A 19,448-nucleotide genomic window follows, 5' to 3' on the forward strand; every position below is an offset into this window, starting at 1 on the left:
TCATTTTTGGGGTAAACCATACGATTAACCTGTTTCCAGCTTTAATTGTTTCAGCAGATTAACCTCGTTTGTCGTTATTTCGTCGACACCTAAATGAATCATCTCGATAAGAGATTCCCTATCATCAACGGTATAGACCCACACTGCCAAACCCAGCCTATGTGCGTATTCCACCAATTCGCTGCGGCAAGTCCGGTAATTCAGGTTTAAGCCGTAATAACCGCCCACATTTGCCCATTCGCAAACGATTCGCGCCCATCCGATATAGTCGAGCTCCTCTTGTTCAGTAAGTACATCCGGCGTGTTATAAAGAACCTTAATTCCCCGGTGGCGGTTCGTAATATCGTCCGAGCAACCCGTAATGAATACAAGCTCCTCCATTTCAAAATTCCTGATGCTCCTAATCGCAGGTTCAATTACCGCTTTTGTTTTGATATCCAAATTGAGCTTTATGCCGTATTCTCTTGCCAAGCCTAGAACTTCATCGAGTGTAGTAATGGTGTGGCTTTCGTAAACAGGGCTGAGCTTTACGCGGTTTTCCGGCCGATTCAATTGCTCGAATGTCAATTCGGCAAGCAGCGGGCTATGGTCATGCAGCAATATCACCTTACCGTCCTCTGTCACCCTAAGATCAACTTCTGCTACGTCTGCACGCATAGCTATGCTCTCCAGAAAGGAAGCCCTTGTGTTATCCGGTGCAGCACCGCTCCCTGTATGGGCGCAAATGAGCGGAAACGCTCGACAAGTCATAAACCATTCTCCTATTCTTCTAATTTCAAAATTTCTCTAATGAGTAATTAATGAAGCTCTTATTACTGTTGTTGTGATATTTATAGTGTAGTTAAAGATTGTTATCGTGGTATTTTCGTAATAATAAGGTATCATTAAGCCCGATGTTGTTGTTTGTTGTATGATTGTTCGATTTCAAGCCAAAAATCCAGCCGTTCCTATTATTTGAAGCTAATCATTTTCGCAAAATAAAAAAGAAGAACCGGAGCTGCGTCCGATTCTTCTCGCTTAATTCATTTGACTTGCGTTAATCCAAGTAATTCCTTTTATTTCGAGCTCTTGTGCCCATGCTTCAGGATGATCCTTCTCACATACGACAACATCAATCGCTTCTAGAGGTGCAATATGGCAAAATGCCTGTATACTAATCTTGCTGTGATCGGCTAACACGATCACTTCCTTCGCCTTCAATATAATCATTCTTGAAATGACGGAATCATTCATATCGTAATCGCTAATTCCTGTCTCGATTGAAATACCGCCTACGGAAACAAAAGCTCTGTCCACGTAAAAGTTTTTAAGTATTTCCTGTGATATATGACCGCTGACTGACTGCTGCTCTGGCGAGATTTCGCCTCCCAAAATAATGACTCGTCCGTTAAACAATCCTTGCGTTAATGATTCCGTTAGAAGATTCGCTACCGTTAAGGAGTTGGTAATAACCGTTATCCTTTTTTTGCCTCGCAGAGCTCTTGCCATTTCATGAATCGTTGTTCCAGTATCCATATAAATCGTGTTCCCGTCATTGATCAGATCTACCGCTCGCTGCCCAATCACCTGTTTAGCTTCAAGATTGAGAATTTGACGCTGCTGATAGGGCGGCTCGCCTTTCTCATATTGCACCTTTACAGCTCCGCCATATACACGTTTAAGTTTTCCTTCCTCCTCCAGCACAAACAGATCACGTCTAATCGTTTCAAGAGAAACCTGAAGCTGTTCTGCTAACGAAATGACCTGCACCTTCCCGAAGGTATCCAGCTGAACGAGAATATACTGCTTTCGATCTTCTGATAAAAGAGACATTCAAAGATCACTCCTTTTCTAGCCTTAAGCTATTATTCACAAAGGAAAACCGTTTTTTAAAATCAAATGAAATGGTAAACGAATCATATTTTCCTGTTAAATAGCGATAATCCGGATAGGTCAAAGCTTCGCTTTGCCCTAACATGTCCACCCAAGGTGAATAGGTTTGAAAACAAATATGATTGTCGTTCTCGTTAAATTGAGCCAATCTCATCCAGCCGTTTCCGCCGCGGTAGCTGTCTTGATAATTGATTAGCAGCTGTATAACCTCGTGACCTGAATTATTTTGCCTAATTTGATGAAAATTGCCGTTATAATGCCCATTAGCTGTCATGAATACTTGATTATAGGGTGCAACCAGCTCATCCCATATGATTTTCCCGTTTTCCGATTCATGTGAAATTAAATTGTGACTATCACCCGTTGTATACAAAATATCATGCGAAACAAGAATAGTTGGCATATCGCTATGCTCTTCAAGCACGATTTTACACCATGCCAAGTCCTTTATAAGATGCTGCATATCTACCATTAACCATAAATAATGATAGCTTCCAGCCTGTACAATGCCAAATGAACTATATCTTGATGGTGAACTGCCCTTATAATAATGTTTGCTGAGAAAACGTTCTGGGCCAAAATAATTCAAATAAGTATCTTCCTCATTATAGTCATGATTTCCAGCTGTCATCAAATACGGAGTACGTGACTGATCCATAGCAGAGATTGCACTGGAAGAGCGTTCCCACTCCTCTAAGGCGTCACTATGATCAACAATATCACCTACATAGGCAGTCATTGCAATTTTACTGTTCAACTCATTATTCACAATCCAATCAACCTGTGCTTCAAACATTTCCGGATTTAAGTAGACCAGCTTCTGAGCATCTGGAATAAAAGCGAAATTGTAATTGGTTTCCTGCTGCAAAAGTGAAACATGCTCATTCGTGCCTTGAAGAACTTGCTCTGGACTAATGTTTTGCAACCAATCTGCTCTATCCAGAGGCTCATTAGCAATACGGATTTCTCGAATGGTTCCGGAAAATAATTGATCCAATTGACCGCCCCACTCCGAAGCTCCAATATTCCATCCTTTGCCTTCAACGCCAGAAACGCCGACAATTGATTTAGAAGGACTGCTGTAATCACAAATTCCGTTCACATACATGAGCGTTTGTTCCCTATCGTTCACAATGGCGATATGATGCCATTGTCCTGGATTCAAATAACGCGACCAGCTCGTTACCGAGGATAACCGATTCGTTGGATGACATATCCATTGGTATTCCTTGCAGTTCGAAACAGACAATGTCGCGAGCAGCTCATTTTCTCCCGAGTTGCCGATGTCAACGCCCCTGCCCTGTCTCGTAAGCACACCCATCCAGCTATGTTTATCCTCATGAAATGGCTCAGGCAATTGAACGATTGCTTCAATCGTGTATCCATGTTCTAATCGGTCAAAGTTAATGGGAGCATTCTCCACTGTTTGAAAATAACTACCGCTACCTTTATTGCATCGATCATTTTGAAATGTTAATCCCGCTTCGTCACGTCTTCCTGCCATCCATCCAAGCAGAACCTTATCAGGCTGCTCCAAAACATCCTGCGTTGAAACCATCTTAATATGATTCCCGCTGCCGCTTACATCGTTTAGGACCAAATTCTTATCCTCAATCGAACCAGACAATGTGTTCACGGAATCAAATATCCAATGAGTCAACACATTTACAGGCTGCTGCCGCTGCGGAATGTGCATGACACGTCCTTGCTCCATAGTGCTCATCCATCCTTCTCTACATTAAGATCGTCTGTTTGTCGTTCCTTGTCCATGAAATAGTCCCTTACTTCACCCCAGTTATGCACCCGAACATACCCGGTCTTATGAATATTGTGCGGAGCATCGTAAAGAATGCCTTGCCCTCGAAAGCGTTCAAGCTGCTTTACATTGTCATCAATCAAATAATCAGCGTGAATCACACTCTTATTTCCGCAAAACACAAAATTCATATTGTTTAGAAAACTAAAGTGCTCGAGTAACCACTCGTACTTGGCTTTAAATGATGCCGGAACCTCCATCGCTGCAGTCGTAATATAAATCTCATAAAATTGACTGAGCTCGCGTATGACTTCTTGGCTATGTTCAATAACTTTTAGTTCACGAAAAAAAACTTCATTGTCAAAACAACGGTCTATTTCTTTTTTTAGTTGAGGCCTCAATTGCGACAAGGTTGTTCCATGCAAATCCGTAATCAGCAGGTTATCGTTAAAATCCCTGTTGTACCATTCCAAATGTGCACCCGCAGTATCCGCCATTACCTCATCCATATCAATCGCTATCCGTTTCAATCCAATCACTCCTTGTTCAAAGCATTTAATTGTTCAACAAAACAAAACGAATCGGTAACAAACAGTCTACATACCACAATTATAGGCACGAATTGTTTTCACCATCTCAAATACATATTAACTTACTGTAAATCTAATGGCGTTGAAAGCAGCTAATAAAAACACAACTCGTTATATAAAAAAAGACCATCCCGAAGGATGGTCTTTAATCATAATGAACCTGTTAATCATTTTATAAAGCTTATGCATTGTTCTACTTTGCTTGAATGTAGCCTTCTGCTTTAAGAAGCTCGGCAATCAGCACAGCACCGCCCGCAGCTCCACGTATTGTATTATGAGATAGTCCTACAAATTTATAATCGTATACAGAGTCTTCACGCAATCTTCCGGCTGAAACGCCCATGCCCTGTTCAATGTCACGATCTAGTCTCGTTTGCGGTCTGTTCTCTTCCTCGAAATACGTAATAAACTGTTTCGGTGCGCTTGGCAAGCCAAGCTCCTGAGGACGACCTTTGAATTGCTGCCAACGATCGAGAATTTCTTCTTTCGAAGGTTTGTTTTCAAATGATACAAACACAGTTGCCAAATGTCCGTCCAATACGGGAACGCGGATACACTGTGTTGAAATTAAAGGTGCGTTCGCTTTTACGATTTCATTGTTTTCGATACTGCCCCAAATACGTAGAGGCTCCTGCTCGCTCTTTTCTTCCTCGCCGCCAATATATGGGATGACGTTGTCTAACATTTCAGGCCAATCGGTAAAGTTTTTGCCTGCTCCAGATATCGCCTGATACGTCGATGCAATGACAACTTGTGGTTTGAAATCAAGCAGTGCATGAAGTGCAGGTACATAGCTCTGGATGGAACAGTTGGGCTTAACAGCAATAAATCCAGTTTCTGTTCCAAGGCGCTTTCTTTGTGCTGCAATGACTTCCAAATGACCAGGATTAATCTCTGGAATGACCATTGGAATATCAGGCGTCCAGCGGTGAGCTGAATTGTTGGATACAACAGGCGTGCCTGTTTTTGCATAAGCTTCTTCCAACGCTTTGATTTCATCTTTTTTCATATCCACTGCACAAAAAACAAAATCGACCTGATTAGCAACTTCCTCTACTTTCGAAGCATCCAGAACGACAATATTTTTTACAGCTTCAGGAATAGGGCTGGTGAGCTTCCATCTGCCTTGTACCGACTGCTCGTAAGTTTTACCTGCCGAGCTGGCGCTAGCTGCAATAGCTGTAACCTCAAACCAAGGATGCTGATCCAGCAGGTCAACAAACCGCTGGCCCACCATGCCTGTTCCTCCAACAATACCTACTTTTAATTTTTGTGTCATTAGATATTCAATCCTTTCTATATCGCTTAATCATTTTGTAACTAACGATTCGAATATTTAAATTGTTATACCTTATATACAATGTACGCTGAGCAATCTTTGCACCAATAAAAAAAATCCCACCCCCAAGACTATGGTAAGTCTTAGGGACGAGATTATTATGCTCGTGGTACCACCCCAGATTCGTCAATATGTCGCCATATCAACCTCTTCAAGTACGGCTATGCAAGCGCATGCTTATACTCTAGCTCTGTAACAGGAGCTCCTGTCACACCATCCCCATAACTCGGTTCCGATGTGCTGCTCTAAGTCTTTGTTCAATAAGGAACTCTTACTCCTTTTCAGCTAACGGAGCTCTCTGTGAAAGAATTCATTTATTTACTCATCTCTTCATCGCATTTGAATGTTGCGATTATATTATCAAAAATCTGTTCTAACGTAAACAATAATTTTTGAAAAGTAGAAAAAATTACACATTTGAGTAACTGTGCTCCGTTTAACACAAGTCCTCGAGATGCTGTTTTTTGCCCAAAATGGTGCAATGCTCTCTTCAAATAATCTTTTCATGAAGCTAGGACACTGTTATTTTTTGAGCAGTAAATAAACAAAATACGGGCCGCCGATCAATGAAACCATGATACCGGCAGGTATACCGTCAGGATCGACAATATTGCGGCCAATCGTGTCCGCCACCAACAGCAGTAATCCGCCGAGCAAAACAGCAACAGGAATGAACAGCTGATTGCGTGGGCCAACCAATGCTTTCGCAATATGCGGAGCCATCAATCCAACAAATGCGATTCCTCCCGTAACAGATACAGCTGATGCAGATGCGGCAACAGCGGTTAAAATCAACACGAGACGTTCCCGTTCAAGCTTTAGACCGACACCAACCGCTGTTTCTTCGTTCAATGAAAGTAGATTGAGCCGATGTGACTTATACAAGGTGAACGGAATGAGTAAGCACAGCCACGGAAGCAAAGCCCAGATGAACGGCCAATCCGCCCCCCATATATTACCTGCAATCCATTTTGCGATAAAATCGACCTTCGAGCGTTCTGCTGAGGAAATAATGACGATCATTATCCCCGACAGCGCCATCGAGAAACCGACACCGACTAGTACCAGGCGAATGGGGTCAAGCCCGCGCGTTCGGCTGTACGAGAAAAAATAGATTAGAGCCGCTGTGAGCAATGCGCCAACGAAAGCGACTAACGGCAAAATATAAACGAATGTTCCTACATCGATCGGGACGTAGAGAAAAAAAATCGCGATCGCCACGCCTGCTCCAGAATTGATGCCGATTATTCCAGGATCTGCGAGATCGTTGCGAGTGACGCTTTGCAATATTGAACCAGCCAGTGCAAGAGCCATACCCGACAGCAAGGTGATCAAAATCCGCGGCAAACGTACGGAGAACAAGACAAAATCCTCTTTGAAGGTGCCATGGCCAAGCAGCACAGGAAGCAGTCTGTCAAACGACAGCTTAGAGTACCCTACACCCATGCTGATGATAGCCGTAACAACAATCAGTACAAAACTGGCTAGCAGAATCAAACGTTGTTTGCGTATGAGAGCTGTCAAAGTCATGAGAATGCTTTCCCTCCTTTACGCACAACAAATAAGAAGAAAGGCAAACCCAGCATAGCAACTATTGCTGCTACAGGCGTCTCATAAGGTGCGTTAATCGTCCGGCTCAGCATATCAGCAAGCAGCATGAAGATTGCTCCTGCAAAAGCGGAGAAGGTCATGACATGCCGATAATCGGTACCTACGAATCTGCGCACGATATGCGGAATCATCAATCCTACAAAGGCCATATTGCCAACAAGCGCAACCGAAGCGCCAGTAAGTACAATAACTAAAACGAACAAAATCGCTTTGATCATCATCAGCTTTTGTCCAAGCCCCATCGCTACCTCATCACTCAGACTCAGTATGCCTACTTGGTTCGAGAGAATCAAAGCTGCCGCAATGCCAATAAGAATGACCGGCGCAATGGCTTGAAGCTGCCACCAAGTTGTTCCGATTAATCCTCCAGCAGTCCACATCGTTACATCCTTGGAAATTTTGAAAAAGATGCTGACGCCATCTGAGATCGCGTACAAAAAAGCTGAAACGGCTGCTCCAGCAAGAATAATTCGCATCGGAGACAATTTTCCTCGCCGAGTCGCGCCAAGAGCCATGACCAGCGCTGCTCCAAGAGCAGCTCCGAGGAAACAAGCGAGCATGATACCGAAATAATTCAGCCCCGGTATGAACACGAAAGCAAGCGCGAGCGCCATGTTGGCGCCGGAAGTAAGACCTAGCAAGCCTGGATCTGCAAGTGGATTGCGCGTGACTCCTTGCATGATAGCGCCGGATACGGCGAAAGCAGCTCCGATCAATATCGCTGCTATCGCACGAGGCAGCCGGATCTCGCGAAGGACGAGAATATTATCGTCCTTCACGTTGGTCGTGATAGCCAGCCACAGCTCTCGAAATGTCGTATCCGCTGCTCCGAATTTCATGGATAGAAAGAAGCTCAGAACAAGCATGAGTAAGCAGCCTATGAGCTTATATGAAATTAAAACAGATTGTCGTTTACTTTTCATTGGACTCTCTTCTTTACTTTATTTTCCTAGAAAACTTTGAATGAAAAATTCTAATTGATATTCCATGCTAAGCGGGTCATTAAAGTAGAACGCTTTGGCATCAGCTTCAAAAACGTGTTGGTTTTTTACAGCAGCAATATTTTTGTACGTCTCTGTGTCTTGGAACGTATTGTCTTCATCTGCGTTTTTGCTGAAAATGACATAATCCCCACTGTAGTCCTTCAGAACTTCCGTTGAAACTGCGAAAAATCCTTCTGCTTTCGTCGCTTCTTTAACTTTCTCAGGCATGCCTAGCCCGAATTGTTGATAGAGGATTTCCGTTCCGCGGCCGAAATTGTCACCATAAACATAAAGCTGCTTATTGAAAGTTTCGATAACCGAAACTGTCGCATCCGCACCGATTTTTGCTTTGATTTCTTCGCCAACTTTTTTCGTACGCGCGTTAAAATCATCGACCCAATTTTTAGCTTCCTGCTCTTTATTCAACAGCTTCCCAATTTCAATTTGTTGCGTTAAGAAATCTACTTTGCCGTAAGTATAAGTAACTGTAGGAGCAATTTGCTTAAGCTTGTCAATGTTTTTAATATCGGATAGTCCAATAATAAGATCTGGATTCAGCTCGATAATTTTCTCAAGACTTTCATCTGTAACTGCTTCTGTATTCGCTAGCTTTTCTTTAAAGTTTGGGTTATCCTTGGACATTTCATCCACGCCGACAAGCGGCACACCTAACGCCATAACGTTACCTGTTAAGAACCTTGTAATTACAATGACGCGCTGCGGATTGGTCGGAACTTCCACAGGTCCATTTTCTGATTGATAAGTAAAGGTGCCCGAATCTGAGGTTGTTGATGGTGACGCCTCATCTTTCGGTGCATCCGTGGATGATACATCAGGCGTGCTGCTTGCATTATTGTTTTGATTGCCGCCGCAAGCGCTCAGAATAAGAACTAAAGATAGAACGAACGGAACAAAAAGCTTTTTCATAAGATGACTCTCTCCCTTTTCTTTTGCTATCATGTTTAGGCATTGAAAATAATTATCATTTTCATTACCATAACGTTATTATAGGGATGCATTATGCTCTGATCCATGCCTTTTTGTTGGGAAATTAACTTGGACTATTAGTTGCTTGTGAATAAAGATACAGCGCGTTGAAGCTGCAAACGAATTGAAACGGGATTGTAGGGAATCCATTCATCATGGCTGAGCAGATGTACATTACCATGCTGTACGGCAGGAAGCTGACTCCAATAATTAGATTTGAATATTACATCTGAATGAGCAGTTGATCCTTTCGCATCAGGAAAAACAATAACTAATATTCGATCCCCAGCATATTGTGCAAGCTCCGATATCTTAATCGGAATGGAATGAAATTTATCGCCAAGCTTCTCCATATCCTCTTTAATCCGTGCAGGAGGCTGTAATCCGAGCGATTGATAAATCACACATCCGACATTGCGCGCTCCATAAACGAGCAAATGTTCAGGCTTAATGACGAGAATCGTTATTATTTCTTGCGCGGCTCTGCTTTGCTGAACCAAGGAACGCGCGTGCTGTTCCTCTCTCTGATACTCTGTTAGCCACTGCTCTGCTCGATCTCTTCTCTGTATAACTTGAGCGATAAGACGAAGATGCTCTTTCCAGCCTAGTTCCATCCACGATATTTCCACAATAGGCGCAACTGCCCGTAATTGTTCTGCATTCAGCCCATACTCATCCAAATGCTGATTTGCCGCAATAATCAGCTCAATGTTGTTTTCGAGCAATAACGATTTCACTTGTTCTGCCGAACAGTAAGCGTTTATAAACATCATGGTTTGAGGTGATTGAAGTCCGGACGTATTCAAATATTCACTGCTGTCTGAGATGATTACCGCCGGCTCCAAACCAAGTAAGAGCAAATGGCTCGCATAAGGTGTCAGCAATACAGCCACTCTCTGGAAAGTGCCTCGGTTGTAAACCGAAGGTGCTGCCCCTGTTTCCTGTTTAAAACGTCGGCTGAGATAAAATTCATCCTTGTAGCCAACCTTAAGAGCAATTTCCCTTAGCGTGCCCGAACCGCTAATCAATAGCTCCTTGGCACGATGCACACGAAGGCGCGATAAGTAATCGCTAGGCGAAAACCCGGTTAACTGTTTAAAGAGAATGGAGTAGTGAGACCGACTTACACCTGCAATTTCTGCTAATTGCTCACGCGTTATTTTTTCACTAAAGTGGCTCTCTAAATAAGCAATGCTGCGTTCCATAGATGGTTTTTCGCTTGAAGCAAACTTAGCCTCTTGCCCCTCCAGCAATTGGAGAATAATTTGATGAAACACAATTTGATTCTGTACGTGGCGGATTTCATTTCCTGGCAATCGGTGAATAAATAGCTCCTCCACAGATGCTGCAATCGCAGGTTCATTTGGAAAAAAATGAACGCTTGAATTGGAAGCTGCCTCACTTTTTCTCATCATTGTACCTGTTGACTGAGAGTTCGCCTGCTCACGGGTATTTATAGCAAGCTTGTACATATGAAGAGGATGCATCATATCTGCACTTAGTACTGCCTCCGTGTTCGCTGGTACGAGGATAACGCTGCCTTCCATCAGCTCGTAGAGCTGATCCCTGATCCGAAGGCTGCCTTTGCCGCTGACAATTGCAATCAGCACCGTTAAGCTCTCGTTTATTTCATACATTGGGCGATTCGTCGTACTATAAATCGAATCAATACTATCAGCCGTATATAATGGAAAGTGGGATTCTGCCCACTCCGAGTCAACATTTTTTTTCACAAATAAAGCCTCCAATAGTAAAAGTGAACACTTGCAGCGTATTCAGAACATACAAATGTGATGATACTGAAAGTCCTGATTTTATTGTACAACCATTAGGATAATATCATTTACACTACGGTTTGGAAACTAGATGCTCTTAATTATAAACGCAAAATAACCTCCATTCGTATGGAGGATTTTGGCTGCAAAAGCGCACACTTCAATGACGGCTTTCTAATCACACTTTAAGATGCTAATATGAATAATGAACTCAATCAAAGTAAGTACATGCTTATATGTACTATAGTATACATAAAAATACTGTAAGGTGGAACGAAACAAAATGGACAAGCAGCCCGAGTTATGTAATGTAAATGATGCCCTTAGTATTTTAGTAGGCAAATGGAAACCCCTCATTTTGTTGCATCTTATGCATTCGGGCACCAACAGATTCAGCGAGTTGAAACGTAATCTACCTGGAATAACGCAGAAAATGTTAACCCAACAGCTGCGTGAGCTCGAAGAAGAGGACATCATCTCTCGAAAAGTATATGCTCAAGTACCGCCAAAAGTAGAATATTCCATAACGGAATACGGCAAGAGCATAGAACCTGTTCTGGATATAATGCACGAATGGGGTACCAAGCACACCTTGTATAAAATGCAAAAAAAGAATCAAACTAGCCTTTAAGTAAAAAAGATGAACTCTGCAGTTCATCTTTTTACTCTATGGCACAGCGGGACTGCAACGTTTTCAAATAGCTGTCTTAAAAATCGTACTTTTCTTCTTTCTGTTCACGAATCTTGGTAAATGTGTCGGTCAATACAACGGTATCCTCCACCAAACGCTCAATTCGAAAGATAACATCGTCATTCACAATTTCTTTCCTCTGAAAGTCCTTCTCTTCAATAAACACATAGGTTTGCACGATTTGAGCTTTCATATAAGCTAAAATTGGCTTCAATTGTTGTTCTGCAATTAAATAGTGCTTGGATGACCCAGCTGTTACAAGCATACTCACAATTTTATCGCGAAAAGCATTAACGGGCAGCAAATCAAAAATATTTTTTAAAGTAGCTGGAATGGAAGCTTGAAAGACGGGTGTCCCAATAATAATGGCATCTGCATCCATAATGGTTTTCGTAATGTAGCCCGTATCACCTTCATATTCCAAGTAATTACGACCATCGCTGAATTGAATCGTATAATCGGCCAAATCAATTAACGTCACTTCCGCATCAGGGTATTGCTTTTTGACCGATTCCAAAGTGTAATTCATTGCTGTTCTTGTTTTTGAGCCCACGATTGATCCCGACAAACCAACGATTTTCATAATGAATCCCTCCTATTATTTCGCTGCTGTATATTTTTTTATTGCGGGTAAAATAACAGTGCCAATGGTTTCAATCATCTCCATGATTTTTTCAAATGATACTCCGCCAAATTCGATTTGAGCGAGAAAACGCTGGTGACCAAATAGCTCATATTGATATAGTATTTTTTCAATAATTTCTTGAGGACTTCCGACCATCAAAGCATTGCGAGTATCGGCACCTTGAGCAAAATGCTGCTTCGGAAAACCGCGTCCGTTAGAAAATTCCATACCTTTGTTAACATGAGGGTAAGCTTCCTTCATCGCTTGTTGTGAGGTTTCCGCTACATAAAACAAGCTAGTGGTTGCAACTGGCAGCGCTGCTGGGTCAAAACCACTTTGTTCAGCAGCTCTTCGGTAGGCGTCAACTGATAATTTAAAGCTTGATGACGGACCCGCTAATGTCGCCAGCATCATTGGCACCCCTGCCATTCCAGCTTTTATCGCACTTGCTGGCGATCCGCCTACTGCACGCCATATCGGTAAAGAGCCGTTTAACGGCCGTGGCAATATTTTCGCATCGTTAAGAGGAGCGCGAAATTGTCCATTCCAAGTAACAGTCTCCTGATTATTGATTACATTTAACAGCTCGAATTTCTCTTCATACAGCTCTTCATAATCACGAAGATCATACCCAAGCAATTGAAACAATCCGATTCGTGATGCCCTGCCAGCTACAATTTCTGCTCGTCCACTCGATATCAAATCGATCGTCGCAAAGTCTTCATAAACACGAACGGGATCGGAAGTGCTTATAATCGACGCTGAGCTTGATATTTTAATTTTATCTGTTGCCTGAGCGATAGCGCTCAGAATAACTGCATGGGCTTGGGATACAAAGTATTCCTGATGACTTTCACCAACGCTGAACACATCAAGACCTGCTTGTTCAGATAATTTGGCCGCTTCAATGATTTCTTTAATGCGCTGCTGTGCAGAGATCCGCTCACCCGTATGCGGGTTGGGCAAATGATCCCCTAGCGAGTAAAGCCCAAATTCTATTCCTTTGCTTTGATCAATACGATATTTTTCCACTCTATATCAACCTCTCTCTTATTTAATTTAAGTTAATTACTTTTTGTTATGACCCTATTATTACTCTTTTAAATAGGTAATGGAAGTACGTACTTTCGAGGAACAGGGTATCTAAAAGTATACTATTGTGATATTTACACCTTTTTTAGATTTGAAATATTTGAAATGATAGCTCTATTGAGTCATCCGATGTTATCCTTCATGACGTTATAATAAATGAGATTTTATTATTACAGGAACGGGGTAACGTTTTATGAGCAATATGCCAGTTGAAAAATTAAACACATCTGAACCCGGGATGAAAAAACGTGCGTCAACAGGAATACGCCAAGCCATTCATCAGTCTGTGTGGAGATGGCATTTTTACGCAGGCATTATTTTTGCACCCTTCTTGATTGTTTTAGCATTCAGCGGTTCCGTTTATTTATTCAAACCGCAAATCGAGGGATATTTGTACAAAGATATGCTTACTGTTCGTGAAGTTGGAACAACCAAGATGCCGCCTGAAGGAATTATTGAGAAAACAACAAAAGCTTATCCAGGTACTATAGTATCGTCGATTACGCTCGACGATGATCCTAAATCAAGCTACAAAATGTCGGTAAGCCGGAATGGAACCTCCACAACGATGTACGTGGATCATTACACTGGTAATGTACTTGGCATGATGAACAGTGACAAAACATTTTCCGCTTTTTTCAAAAAAATGCACAGCGAGCTAGTTATAGGCGGTACCTTTGCCAACCGGCTTGTAGAGCTTGCAGCATGCTGGGCGATCATCATGATATTGACCGGTTTATTCCTTTGGTGGCCACGCAATAAATCTGCCATATGGGGAACTATTCTTCCAAGGCTCAGTAAACCCGGAAGCCGTATTTTCTGGAGAGATTTGCATGCGGTTCCTGCATTTTGGATATCCCTCGTTTTGTTAGTCATTATAGCTGGAGGACTGCCATGGTCTGGGATTATGGGTGGACAAATCGATAAGCTGGCTAATTCAACGAACACGAATACGCCTCCCTTCGCTTCCATCTTTGGCGCAAAACCTGAATCCGTTACGGTCGCCAAAGATATTGCCGAGGATTTGCCTTGGGCAGCAGAAAGTTTACCCGTTCCTGCTTCTGTACTAGGCGGTTATGTACCTTTAAGCATGAATGAAATGGAAGCTATTGCTGAACAGCGTCATGTTCTGAAACCCTACACGATTACAATCCCTATGGGAGAGAGCGGTGTTTTTACTGTATCCACATCACATCCCACACCGGGTAAGGATGCAACGCTTCACATCGATCAATATAGCGGAGCAGTGCTGACAGATGTACGCTTTGCAGATTATGGAATGATGGCCAAAGCGATTTCATATGGCATCGCTTTTCATGAAGGCACCCTATTTGGCTTAGCCAATCAGCTGCTTGGATTAATTGCCTGTATGGGACTTATCCTGGTAGCCATAAGCTCTTATGTCATTTGGCGCAAGCGTAAGCCTGAAGGCAAACTTGGCGCTCCAGCCAAACCAAAGAGTAGAAAAATAACGATTGGCGTACTGATCATCATGTTGGCTTGCAGCGCTTTAATGCCCTTAGTTGGCTTATCGATTCTTGTAGTTCTTATCCTCGATTTATTCATCCTCCGCAGAATAAAGTCGCTACGGCACTGGTTCTCGGTCTAAGCTTAAGGAGAATGTACTTATGAATGTAACCATCCGCCGTTTGTATAAGTCTGCATTGCCGCTTCTTCTTGTCGTATTGTTATGTAGCTGCACTGCCAAATCTGCTGAAGTTGACGAGAGCGGTCTACCGCCTCATCTAACCGTTAATCTTCTTTTGCCTGAGAACCTCGAAATTGAAAAACCAAACCATTTCTCCGTAGAAGTCCTTAAGAGCGGTAAGCCGATGATAAACGCAGATCAAGCACAATTCATCATCTGGCAGGAAGACGACCAGTCTTCCGCCGTGACCATACAAGCAGAACAATTGTCGCCTGGCGTATATAGTGTCACGCATCCAATTGCCAAGGAAGGCCTTTATGTTGTCCAATCTCGCATTCATTTTGCAAACGATCAGGTTATGCCGGCCAAGCGCTTTGCGATTGGCAAGGACGCGATTGAAAAGCTAGCAATGCTGGAGAGCGCACAACATTCTGGTGAACCTGCACCTGTGGAGAGCGGACATCATCATTAAAGAATAGATGCAACAAATCCCCCGCCTAAACAGGTCGGGGGATTTGTTTTGTGTATGAGGGAATAATTAAAATCCGTTAAGGGTGCCCGTTAATCCAAACCACTCTGCGAATGCATCCTGAAGTCCTCTCGCGCCTAATTGCTCCCGAATCTGTACAGAAGAGCCTTCAAGCTCAATATGACCGCCTCTTAACAGAGCAATTCGGTCTGCAAGCGCCTCTGCCACATGAAGCTGATGGGTTGAAAAAATAACTGTTTGGCCATTCGCTGCGATTTCTTTCACCATACGTACGAAGGTTTCAATCCAGTAAGGATCGAGACCATTTGTAGGCTCATCCATCAATACAATGGGCGGCTTGGCCAATAAAGCCTGTGCAAACAATATACGTTGTCGCATTCCTTTCGAGAAGGAGGATACTGATTTTTTCCCAGTATCCGCAAGGCCTACTTCCTCCAGTACTTCCCGTACTCTATGTTTTGGTACCCCTCGCAGCGATGCCCAAAACGCAAGTGTTTCATAAGCCGTTAATCCAGTACCAAACCGAAAATCATCCGGCATGTAACCTATAAGCGCAGCATAACGCTTGCGATCATCTTTCCAGCGCAAGCCTTGAACAGCAATAATACCGCTGTCAGGCTGTGATATACCTGCGATCATTCTTAAAATCGTACTTTTGCCTGCGCCATTTCCTCCGCACAAAGCCAAAACTTGACCTCGTTCCACGTTCAAATCAAGCGCATTAATGACGACTTGTTTCTTTATTGATTTCTTGACGCCTTCAAGCTTCACTAAAGGATCAGGCACGTGATCGCCTCCTCTCCCAAATGAACTGTGCAGCTGTGATCACGCATCCTATCCATAGAACAGCTGTAAAAGCGAAACCTATACTCCCCGCAGGCTGCTTGATCCATTTGATCCATTCATAATATTCCGGACCTAATATGGCTCCCCCGCCAAGCTTCACTACTGTAAAAAGCCTGGAAAGCTCTGCCGGATTAACAAAAGTGAGTACAGTAACTGCTGGCTTAATCACGGGATATGGCATGAAGCCAAGGACGGAAATAAGCAATGGCGGCCAGCCGATAATAGCAAAAAACCAAATGGCTACACCAATCGTTAAAGCTTGCCAGCGATTTTTCGCGAGTGTACCTATGAGCAGAGCAATGGCAAGAAAAAACAAAGCAATGCTGGCGGAAAAGGATAGCAGCTGCACATATGTCAGCAATCCAAAGCCTGATCCAGCAGCTAAACCAAGAAGACCCGCAGCGCCAAAACCTACAAACACGATGACTAGCAGCACAACTGCAAGCCCTAAGTATTTTCCGAGCATAAATGACCGGGTGCTGATAGGATATGTCGATAATAACTCCCAGCTCCCGTCCTCCTTCTCTGCGGTCAAAGAAAACGAGCCGAGCAGCAAGGACATCAATGGCAATAAATATAAGACTAGATTAAGCGTTGTACCGGTAATGCCAGAATAGCCCTGAACATAACCTTGCGCGTTAATTAAAAGCAAGCAGAGCATAAATAATGCAAAAAGACCCATAAACGAATAGGCCCACGGAATGCGAAACCCTAACTTCAATTCCCTTATGGCAAAATAAATCGTCTGAATCACGACGGGTTACCTTCCGTTTCATGGCCCATGTCCATCTCATCTTTGCTTCCATCGGAATGCATGCTTTCATTGTGCTTCTCCATGTCTTCCATATTCATCATTTCCCGGTTAACTTCCCATTTATGATGAGCAAGCTCATCCGAGCTAAGGAGCTGTCCCATACCTTGCTCATCGATGTAAGCTTGCGCAGAAGCTTTATCCTCAAAGGCAATAACGCCATAAGCCATCGGGGTAATATACGCAGCATCGTAAGCATAATAAGCTTTCTCATATTTAACCCAATCTCCGCTATTATGATCTCTAACAAACTCTGCACCTAATGTTTCGGTTCCGTTCTCAACTTTCCACTTATTCATACATCCGATGTCATCAAATTTTAAAGACTGACCGTCCGTCGTGATGATTTGGGTTGCGTAAGGATCATCCTTTACCGCCATATTGCAGATGACGCATTTATCCGTTTCTTCGTTAATTGCTTGCGGCTTGTATTCCTTGGCTCCACAAGCGCTTGCCAGCATCAAAATAACAAGTAAAAAAAGTGCTGCACCTAATCGTCCCGTTTTCATCTTTTTCTTACCCCCATATAAATGATAAAAAACACCAAAATCAAAAGTCCAGCGCCGACTAATGCAGAATGCAGCAGCGTCTGGGTCGGTAATATAGCATTCAGTTCCCCATTTGGCCGCATCAACGGAGAAAAATCTGTTGACCAGAGCTGTCTATCCGACTGATAGAGATCTTCGAGAAAGATCATTCCTGGCGACTGAAAAAACAATTGAAAACCTGGCTTCGCTTTAATAAGACTTTGAAAAAAAGGATTTAATGCATAGGCTATTTCGCTTCTGCCATCGCCATCCGTATCAATGCCTTGGAAGGAATCCCAGTAGTTACCGTCTAGCGCATTGCCAATACTATTTTTTGCCTCTGCGCTTGCCACATTACCTACAAACTGATTTTTAGTGATCACATTATTTTCAGCATCAAGCAGCTGTATCCCAATAAAATTACCGATTACATCATTGTCTTCTATTTTGTTTTGCGTGGATTGTTCTACATAAAGCCCGACGCGGTTTCCCTCGACATGATTGCCTATGATTGATGTATCATGTGCGTCAAACAATAAAATGCCTTGGGAATTAACATTTTCACTTTGTTTATTGAATCGGTTTCCAGAAACCTCGACATTGCGAACAGCCATAATCATTGCTCCAGTAATGTTCAGATTGCCGTAATTATTGCGAATGACCGTCCCTTTTGTATACATGCAATGCACACCATAGCGCAGCAGCTCAAAATGATTATTTTCGATTACATTATCATCGCTGTTCTCCATATAAATACCATCGTGCATAGAAGAAATCGTATTTCCATTGAAGTTATTTCCATTCGATTCATACAGATCTATTCCATTTCCTTTGTCAGATAGTTTCAATGGACGATTCTGAGCTACGCCAACCCATTCAATTCTTGTGTTTCGAACTTCACCGTTATTTGCTTTCCTCATCTTGATACCAAAGGAGCCGGTGTGTATTTGCAAACCATCCAGTAAAACGCCATTCGCTTGCACTAAAATAGTAGGGTCTGTCTTAATCGTCTCATCCAAAATGTGAATTCCAGTGATCGAAACGTTATTAGCCTTTATTTGTATGGCTGATTTTTCAGATGTATTTTTAATCGTAACCTCTGCGCCAGACTCTGCTGCCAGTTGTAACGGTTTATCAATAATTATGGGCCCTTCATATGTTCCTGAAGAAAGCAGCAGAATATCGCCTGCCTGGGCCTCATTAATCAACATCTGCAACGATTTCGCCGTTGCTTCAGCCTTTACACTGCTTGCCCCAATCAAAATAGGCAGCATTGCCACAATTAAACCAAACATTAATTTCTGTACAGCTGCTCTCATTGCACCTCTACCTGCTTCTTTTTCGTCACATGGATATCGTCAGTATACAGATGCATGTACACCTCGTATGTACCCGGCTCTGGAAATGTGTACGTGCCGCTAAATACATTTTGTCCTTTCTTTTTTGCCTCAATAAACACAGGCTCCTCTTTCACGCGGACTTCAAATGTCATCCCTGAGGAATCGGTAAGCTCAGCTCCCGTGAAATCTGCCATAAGATCTATCGGCGAGCCTGATAATGGCTTGTCAGGATCTGTCCTCAAGTCCACCTCAATGGCTGCAGGGTCGTTTGTCACTGGAGCCGAAGCAGAGCAAGCTGCTAAGCAAACTAGAATGAAACACAATAACCCCGCTGCTATAATTATTTTTCGCAATGGTTCACCTACTCTCCTAAAAGTACTTCTCTTATTCTAACAACGTATACTTTTAACCAAATGACTCGAAAGAGTCATCTATAGTGCATAATCATCTGTTTACAAAACAAAA

General features: G+C 42.8%; 19 protein-coding genes and 1 other annotated feature. Of the genes, 3 read left to right on the top strand and 16 right to left on the bottom strand.

The window, feature by feature from the left end:
- Window positions 1-24: 24 nt before the first annotated feature.
- The 9 genes from AC0VYE_RS19205 to AC0VYE_RS19245 all read right to left on the bottom strand — a co-directional run bounded on the left by AC0VYE_RS19205 (window position 25) and on the right by AC0VYE_RS19245 (window position 10,871).
- Window positions 25-750, bottom strand: coding sequence for a glycerophosphodiester phosphodiesterase (locus tag AC0VYE_RS19205; RefSeq protein WP_475442587.1), 726 nt, complete (start codon window positions 748-750; stop codon window positions 25-27).
- 267 nt (window positions 751-1,017) lie between these two features.
- Window positions 1,018-1,812, bottom strand: a complete 795-nt coding sequence (locus AC0VYE_RS19210) for a DeoR/GlpR family DNA-binding transcription regulator (RefSeq protein ID WP_076265654.1) — start codon at window positions 1,810-1,812, stop codon at window positions 1,018-1,020.
- A 7-nt stretch (window positions 1,813-1,819) separates the two neighbouring features.
- On the bottom strand, window positions 1,820-3,586 hold the full coding sequence (locus tag AC0VYE_RS19215) for a LamG-like jellyroll fold domain-containing protein (protein WP_475442588.1): 1,767 nt from the start codon (window positions 3,584-3,586) through the stop codon (window positions 1,820-1,822).
- Between the two features lie 5 nt (window positions 3,587-3,591).
- Window positions 3,592-4,167: a 5' nucleotidase, NT5C type gene (locus tag AC0VYE_RS19220; protein ID WP_475442589.1), complete on the bottom strand. Its 576-nt coding sequence runs from the start codon at window positions 4,165-4,167 to the stop codon at window positions 3,592-3,594.
- Window positions 4,168-4,411: 244 nt separating this feature from the next.
- Entirely contained in the window at window positions 4,412-5,497 is a 1,086-nt protein-coding gene (gene asd / locus AC0VYE_RS19225) for an aspartate-semialdehyde dehydrogenase (RefSeq protein WP_339202930.1), read from the bottom strand.
- A 142-nt stretch (window positions 5,498-5,639) separates the two neighbouring features.
- Window positions 5,640-5,900 (bottom strand) — a binding site (T-box leader).
- A gap of 179 nt (window positions 5,901-6,079) precedes the next feature.
- Window positions 6,080-7,087 carry a FecCD family ABC transporter permease gene (locus AC0VYE_RS19230; RefSeq protein WP_475442590.1) on the bottom strand — a complete coding sequence of 336 codons (1,008 nt, stop codon included), beginning with the start codon at window positions 7,085-7,087 and terminating at the stop codon, window positions 6,080-6,082.
- Complete coding sequence (locus AC0VYE_RS19235; protein WP_475442591.1) at window positions 7,084-8,091, bottom strand: FecCD family ABC transporter permease; 1,008 nt, start codon at window positions 8,089-8,091, stop codon at window positions 7,084-7,086. The genes AC0VYE_RS19230 and AC0VYE_RS19235 overlap by 4 nt, the downstream gene beginning before the upstream one ends.
- A gap of 18 nt (window positions 8,092-8,109) precedes the next feature.
- On the bottom strand, window positions 8,110-9,078 hold the full coding sequence (locus AC0VYE_RS19240; protein ID WP_475442592.1) for an ABC transporter substrate-binding protein: 969 nt from the start codon (window positions 9,076-9,078) through the stop codon (window positions 8,110-8,112).
- Window positions 9,079-9,215: 137 nt separating this feature from the next.
- Entirely contained in the window at window positions 9,216-10,871 is a 1,656-nt protein-coding gene (locus tag AC0VYE_RS19245; RefSeq protein WP_475442593.1) for a helix-turn-helix domain-containing protein, read from the bottom strand.
- 325 nt (window positions 10,872-11,196) lie between these two features.
- On the opposite strand from AC0VYE_RS19245, the gene AC0VYE_RS19250 reads away from it, so the two are divergent.
- The gene (locus AC0VYE_RS19250; RefSeq protein WP_475442594.1) at window positions 11,197-11,544 is read left to right on the top strand and encodes a winged helix-turn-helix transcriptional regulator; all 348 of its coding nucleotides are present in this window, start codon (window positions 11,197-11,199) and stop codon (window positions 11,542-11,544) included.
- Window positions 11,545-11,620: 76 nt separating this feature from the next.
- On the opposite strand, the gene AC0VYE_RS19255 is transcribed toward AC0VYE_RS19250, so the two are convergent.
- Entirely contained in the window at window positions 11,621-12,187 is a 567-nt protein-coding gene (locus AC0VYE_RS19255; protein WP_475442595.1) for an NADPH-dependent FMN reductase, read from the bottom strand.
- 15 nt (window positions 12,188-12,202) lie between these two features.
- Window positions 12,203-13,261: an LLM class flavin-dependent oxidoreductase gene (locus tag AC0VYE_RS19260; protein WP_441875148.1), complete on the bottom strand. Its 1,059-nt coding sequence runs from the start codon at window positions 13,259-13,261 to the stop codon at window positions 12,203-12,205.
- 253 nt (window positions 13,262-13,514) lie between these two features.
- Between AC0VYE_RS19260 and AC0VYE_RS19265 the strand changes: the two genes are divergently transcribed.
- Window positions 13,515-14,930, top strand: coding sequence for a PepSY-associated TM helix domain-containing protein (locus AC0VYE_RS19265; protein ID WP_475442596.1), 1,416 nt, complete (start codon window positions 13,515-13,517; stop codon window positions 14,928-14,930).
- 19 nt (window positions 14,931-14,949) lie between these two features.
- Entirely contained in the window at window positions 14,950-15,441 is a 492-nt protein-coding gene (locus tag AC0VYE_RS19270) for a FixH family protein (protein ID WP_475442597.1), read from the top strand.
- A gap of 66 nt (window positions 15,442-15,507) precedes the next feature.
- Here the strand turns inward: AC0VYE_RS19270 and AC0VYE_RS19275 are convergent, their stop codons facing one another.
- From AC0VYE_RS19275 to AC0VYE_RS19295, 5 genes are read right to left on the bottom strand one after another with little or no spacing between them, the layout of a single operon-like run.
- Entirely contained in the window at window positions 15,508-16,245 is a 738-nt protein-coding gene (locus tag AC0VYE_RS19275; RefSeq protein ID WP_475442598.1) for an ABC transporter ATP-binding protein, read from the bottom strand.
- The gene (locus AC0VYE_RS19280) at window positions 16,238-17,059 is read right to left on the bottom strand and encodes an ABC transporter permease (RefSeq protein WP_475442599.1); all 822 of its coding nucleotides are present in this window, start codon (window positions 17,057-17,059) and stop codon (window positions 16,238-16,240) included. Before AC0VYE_RS19280 ends, AC0VYE_RS19275 begins: the two co-directional genes overlap by 8 nt.
- Window positions 17,056-17,625, bottom strand: coding sequence for a nitrous oxide reductase accessory protein NosL (locus tag AC0VYE_RS19285; RefSeq protein ID WP_475442600.1), 570 nt, complete (start codon window positions 17,623-17,625; stop codon window positions 17,056-17,058). The genes AC0VYE_RS19280 and AC0VYE_RS19285 overlap by 4 nt, the downstream gene beginning before the upstream one ends.
- On the bottom strand, window positions 17,622-18,962 hold the full coding sequence (locus AC0VYE_RS19290; RefSeq protein ID WP_475442601.1) for a right-handed parallel beta-helix repeat-containing protein: 1,341 nt from the start codon (window positions 18,960-18,962) through the stop codon (window positions 17,622-17,624). Before AC0VYE_RS19290 ends, AC0VYE_RS19285 begins: the two co-directional genes overlap by 4 nt.
- Entirely contained in the window at window positions 18,959-19,336 is a 378-nt protein-coding gene (locus AC0VYE_RS19295) for a hypothetical protein (protein WP_475442602.1), read from the bottom strand. The genes AC0VYE_RS19290 and AC0VYE_RS19295 overlap by 4 nt, the downstream gene beginning before the upstream one ends.
- Window positions 19,337-19,448: the final 112 nt, after the last annotated feature.

This window comes from Pristimantibacillus sp. Z349TD_6 (assembly GCF_056173205.1).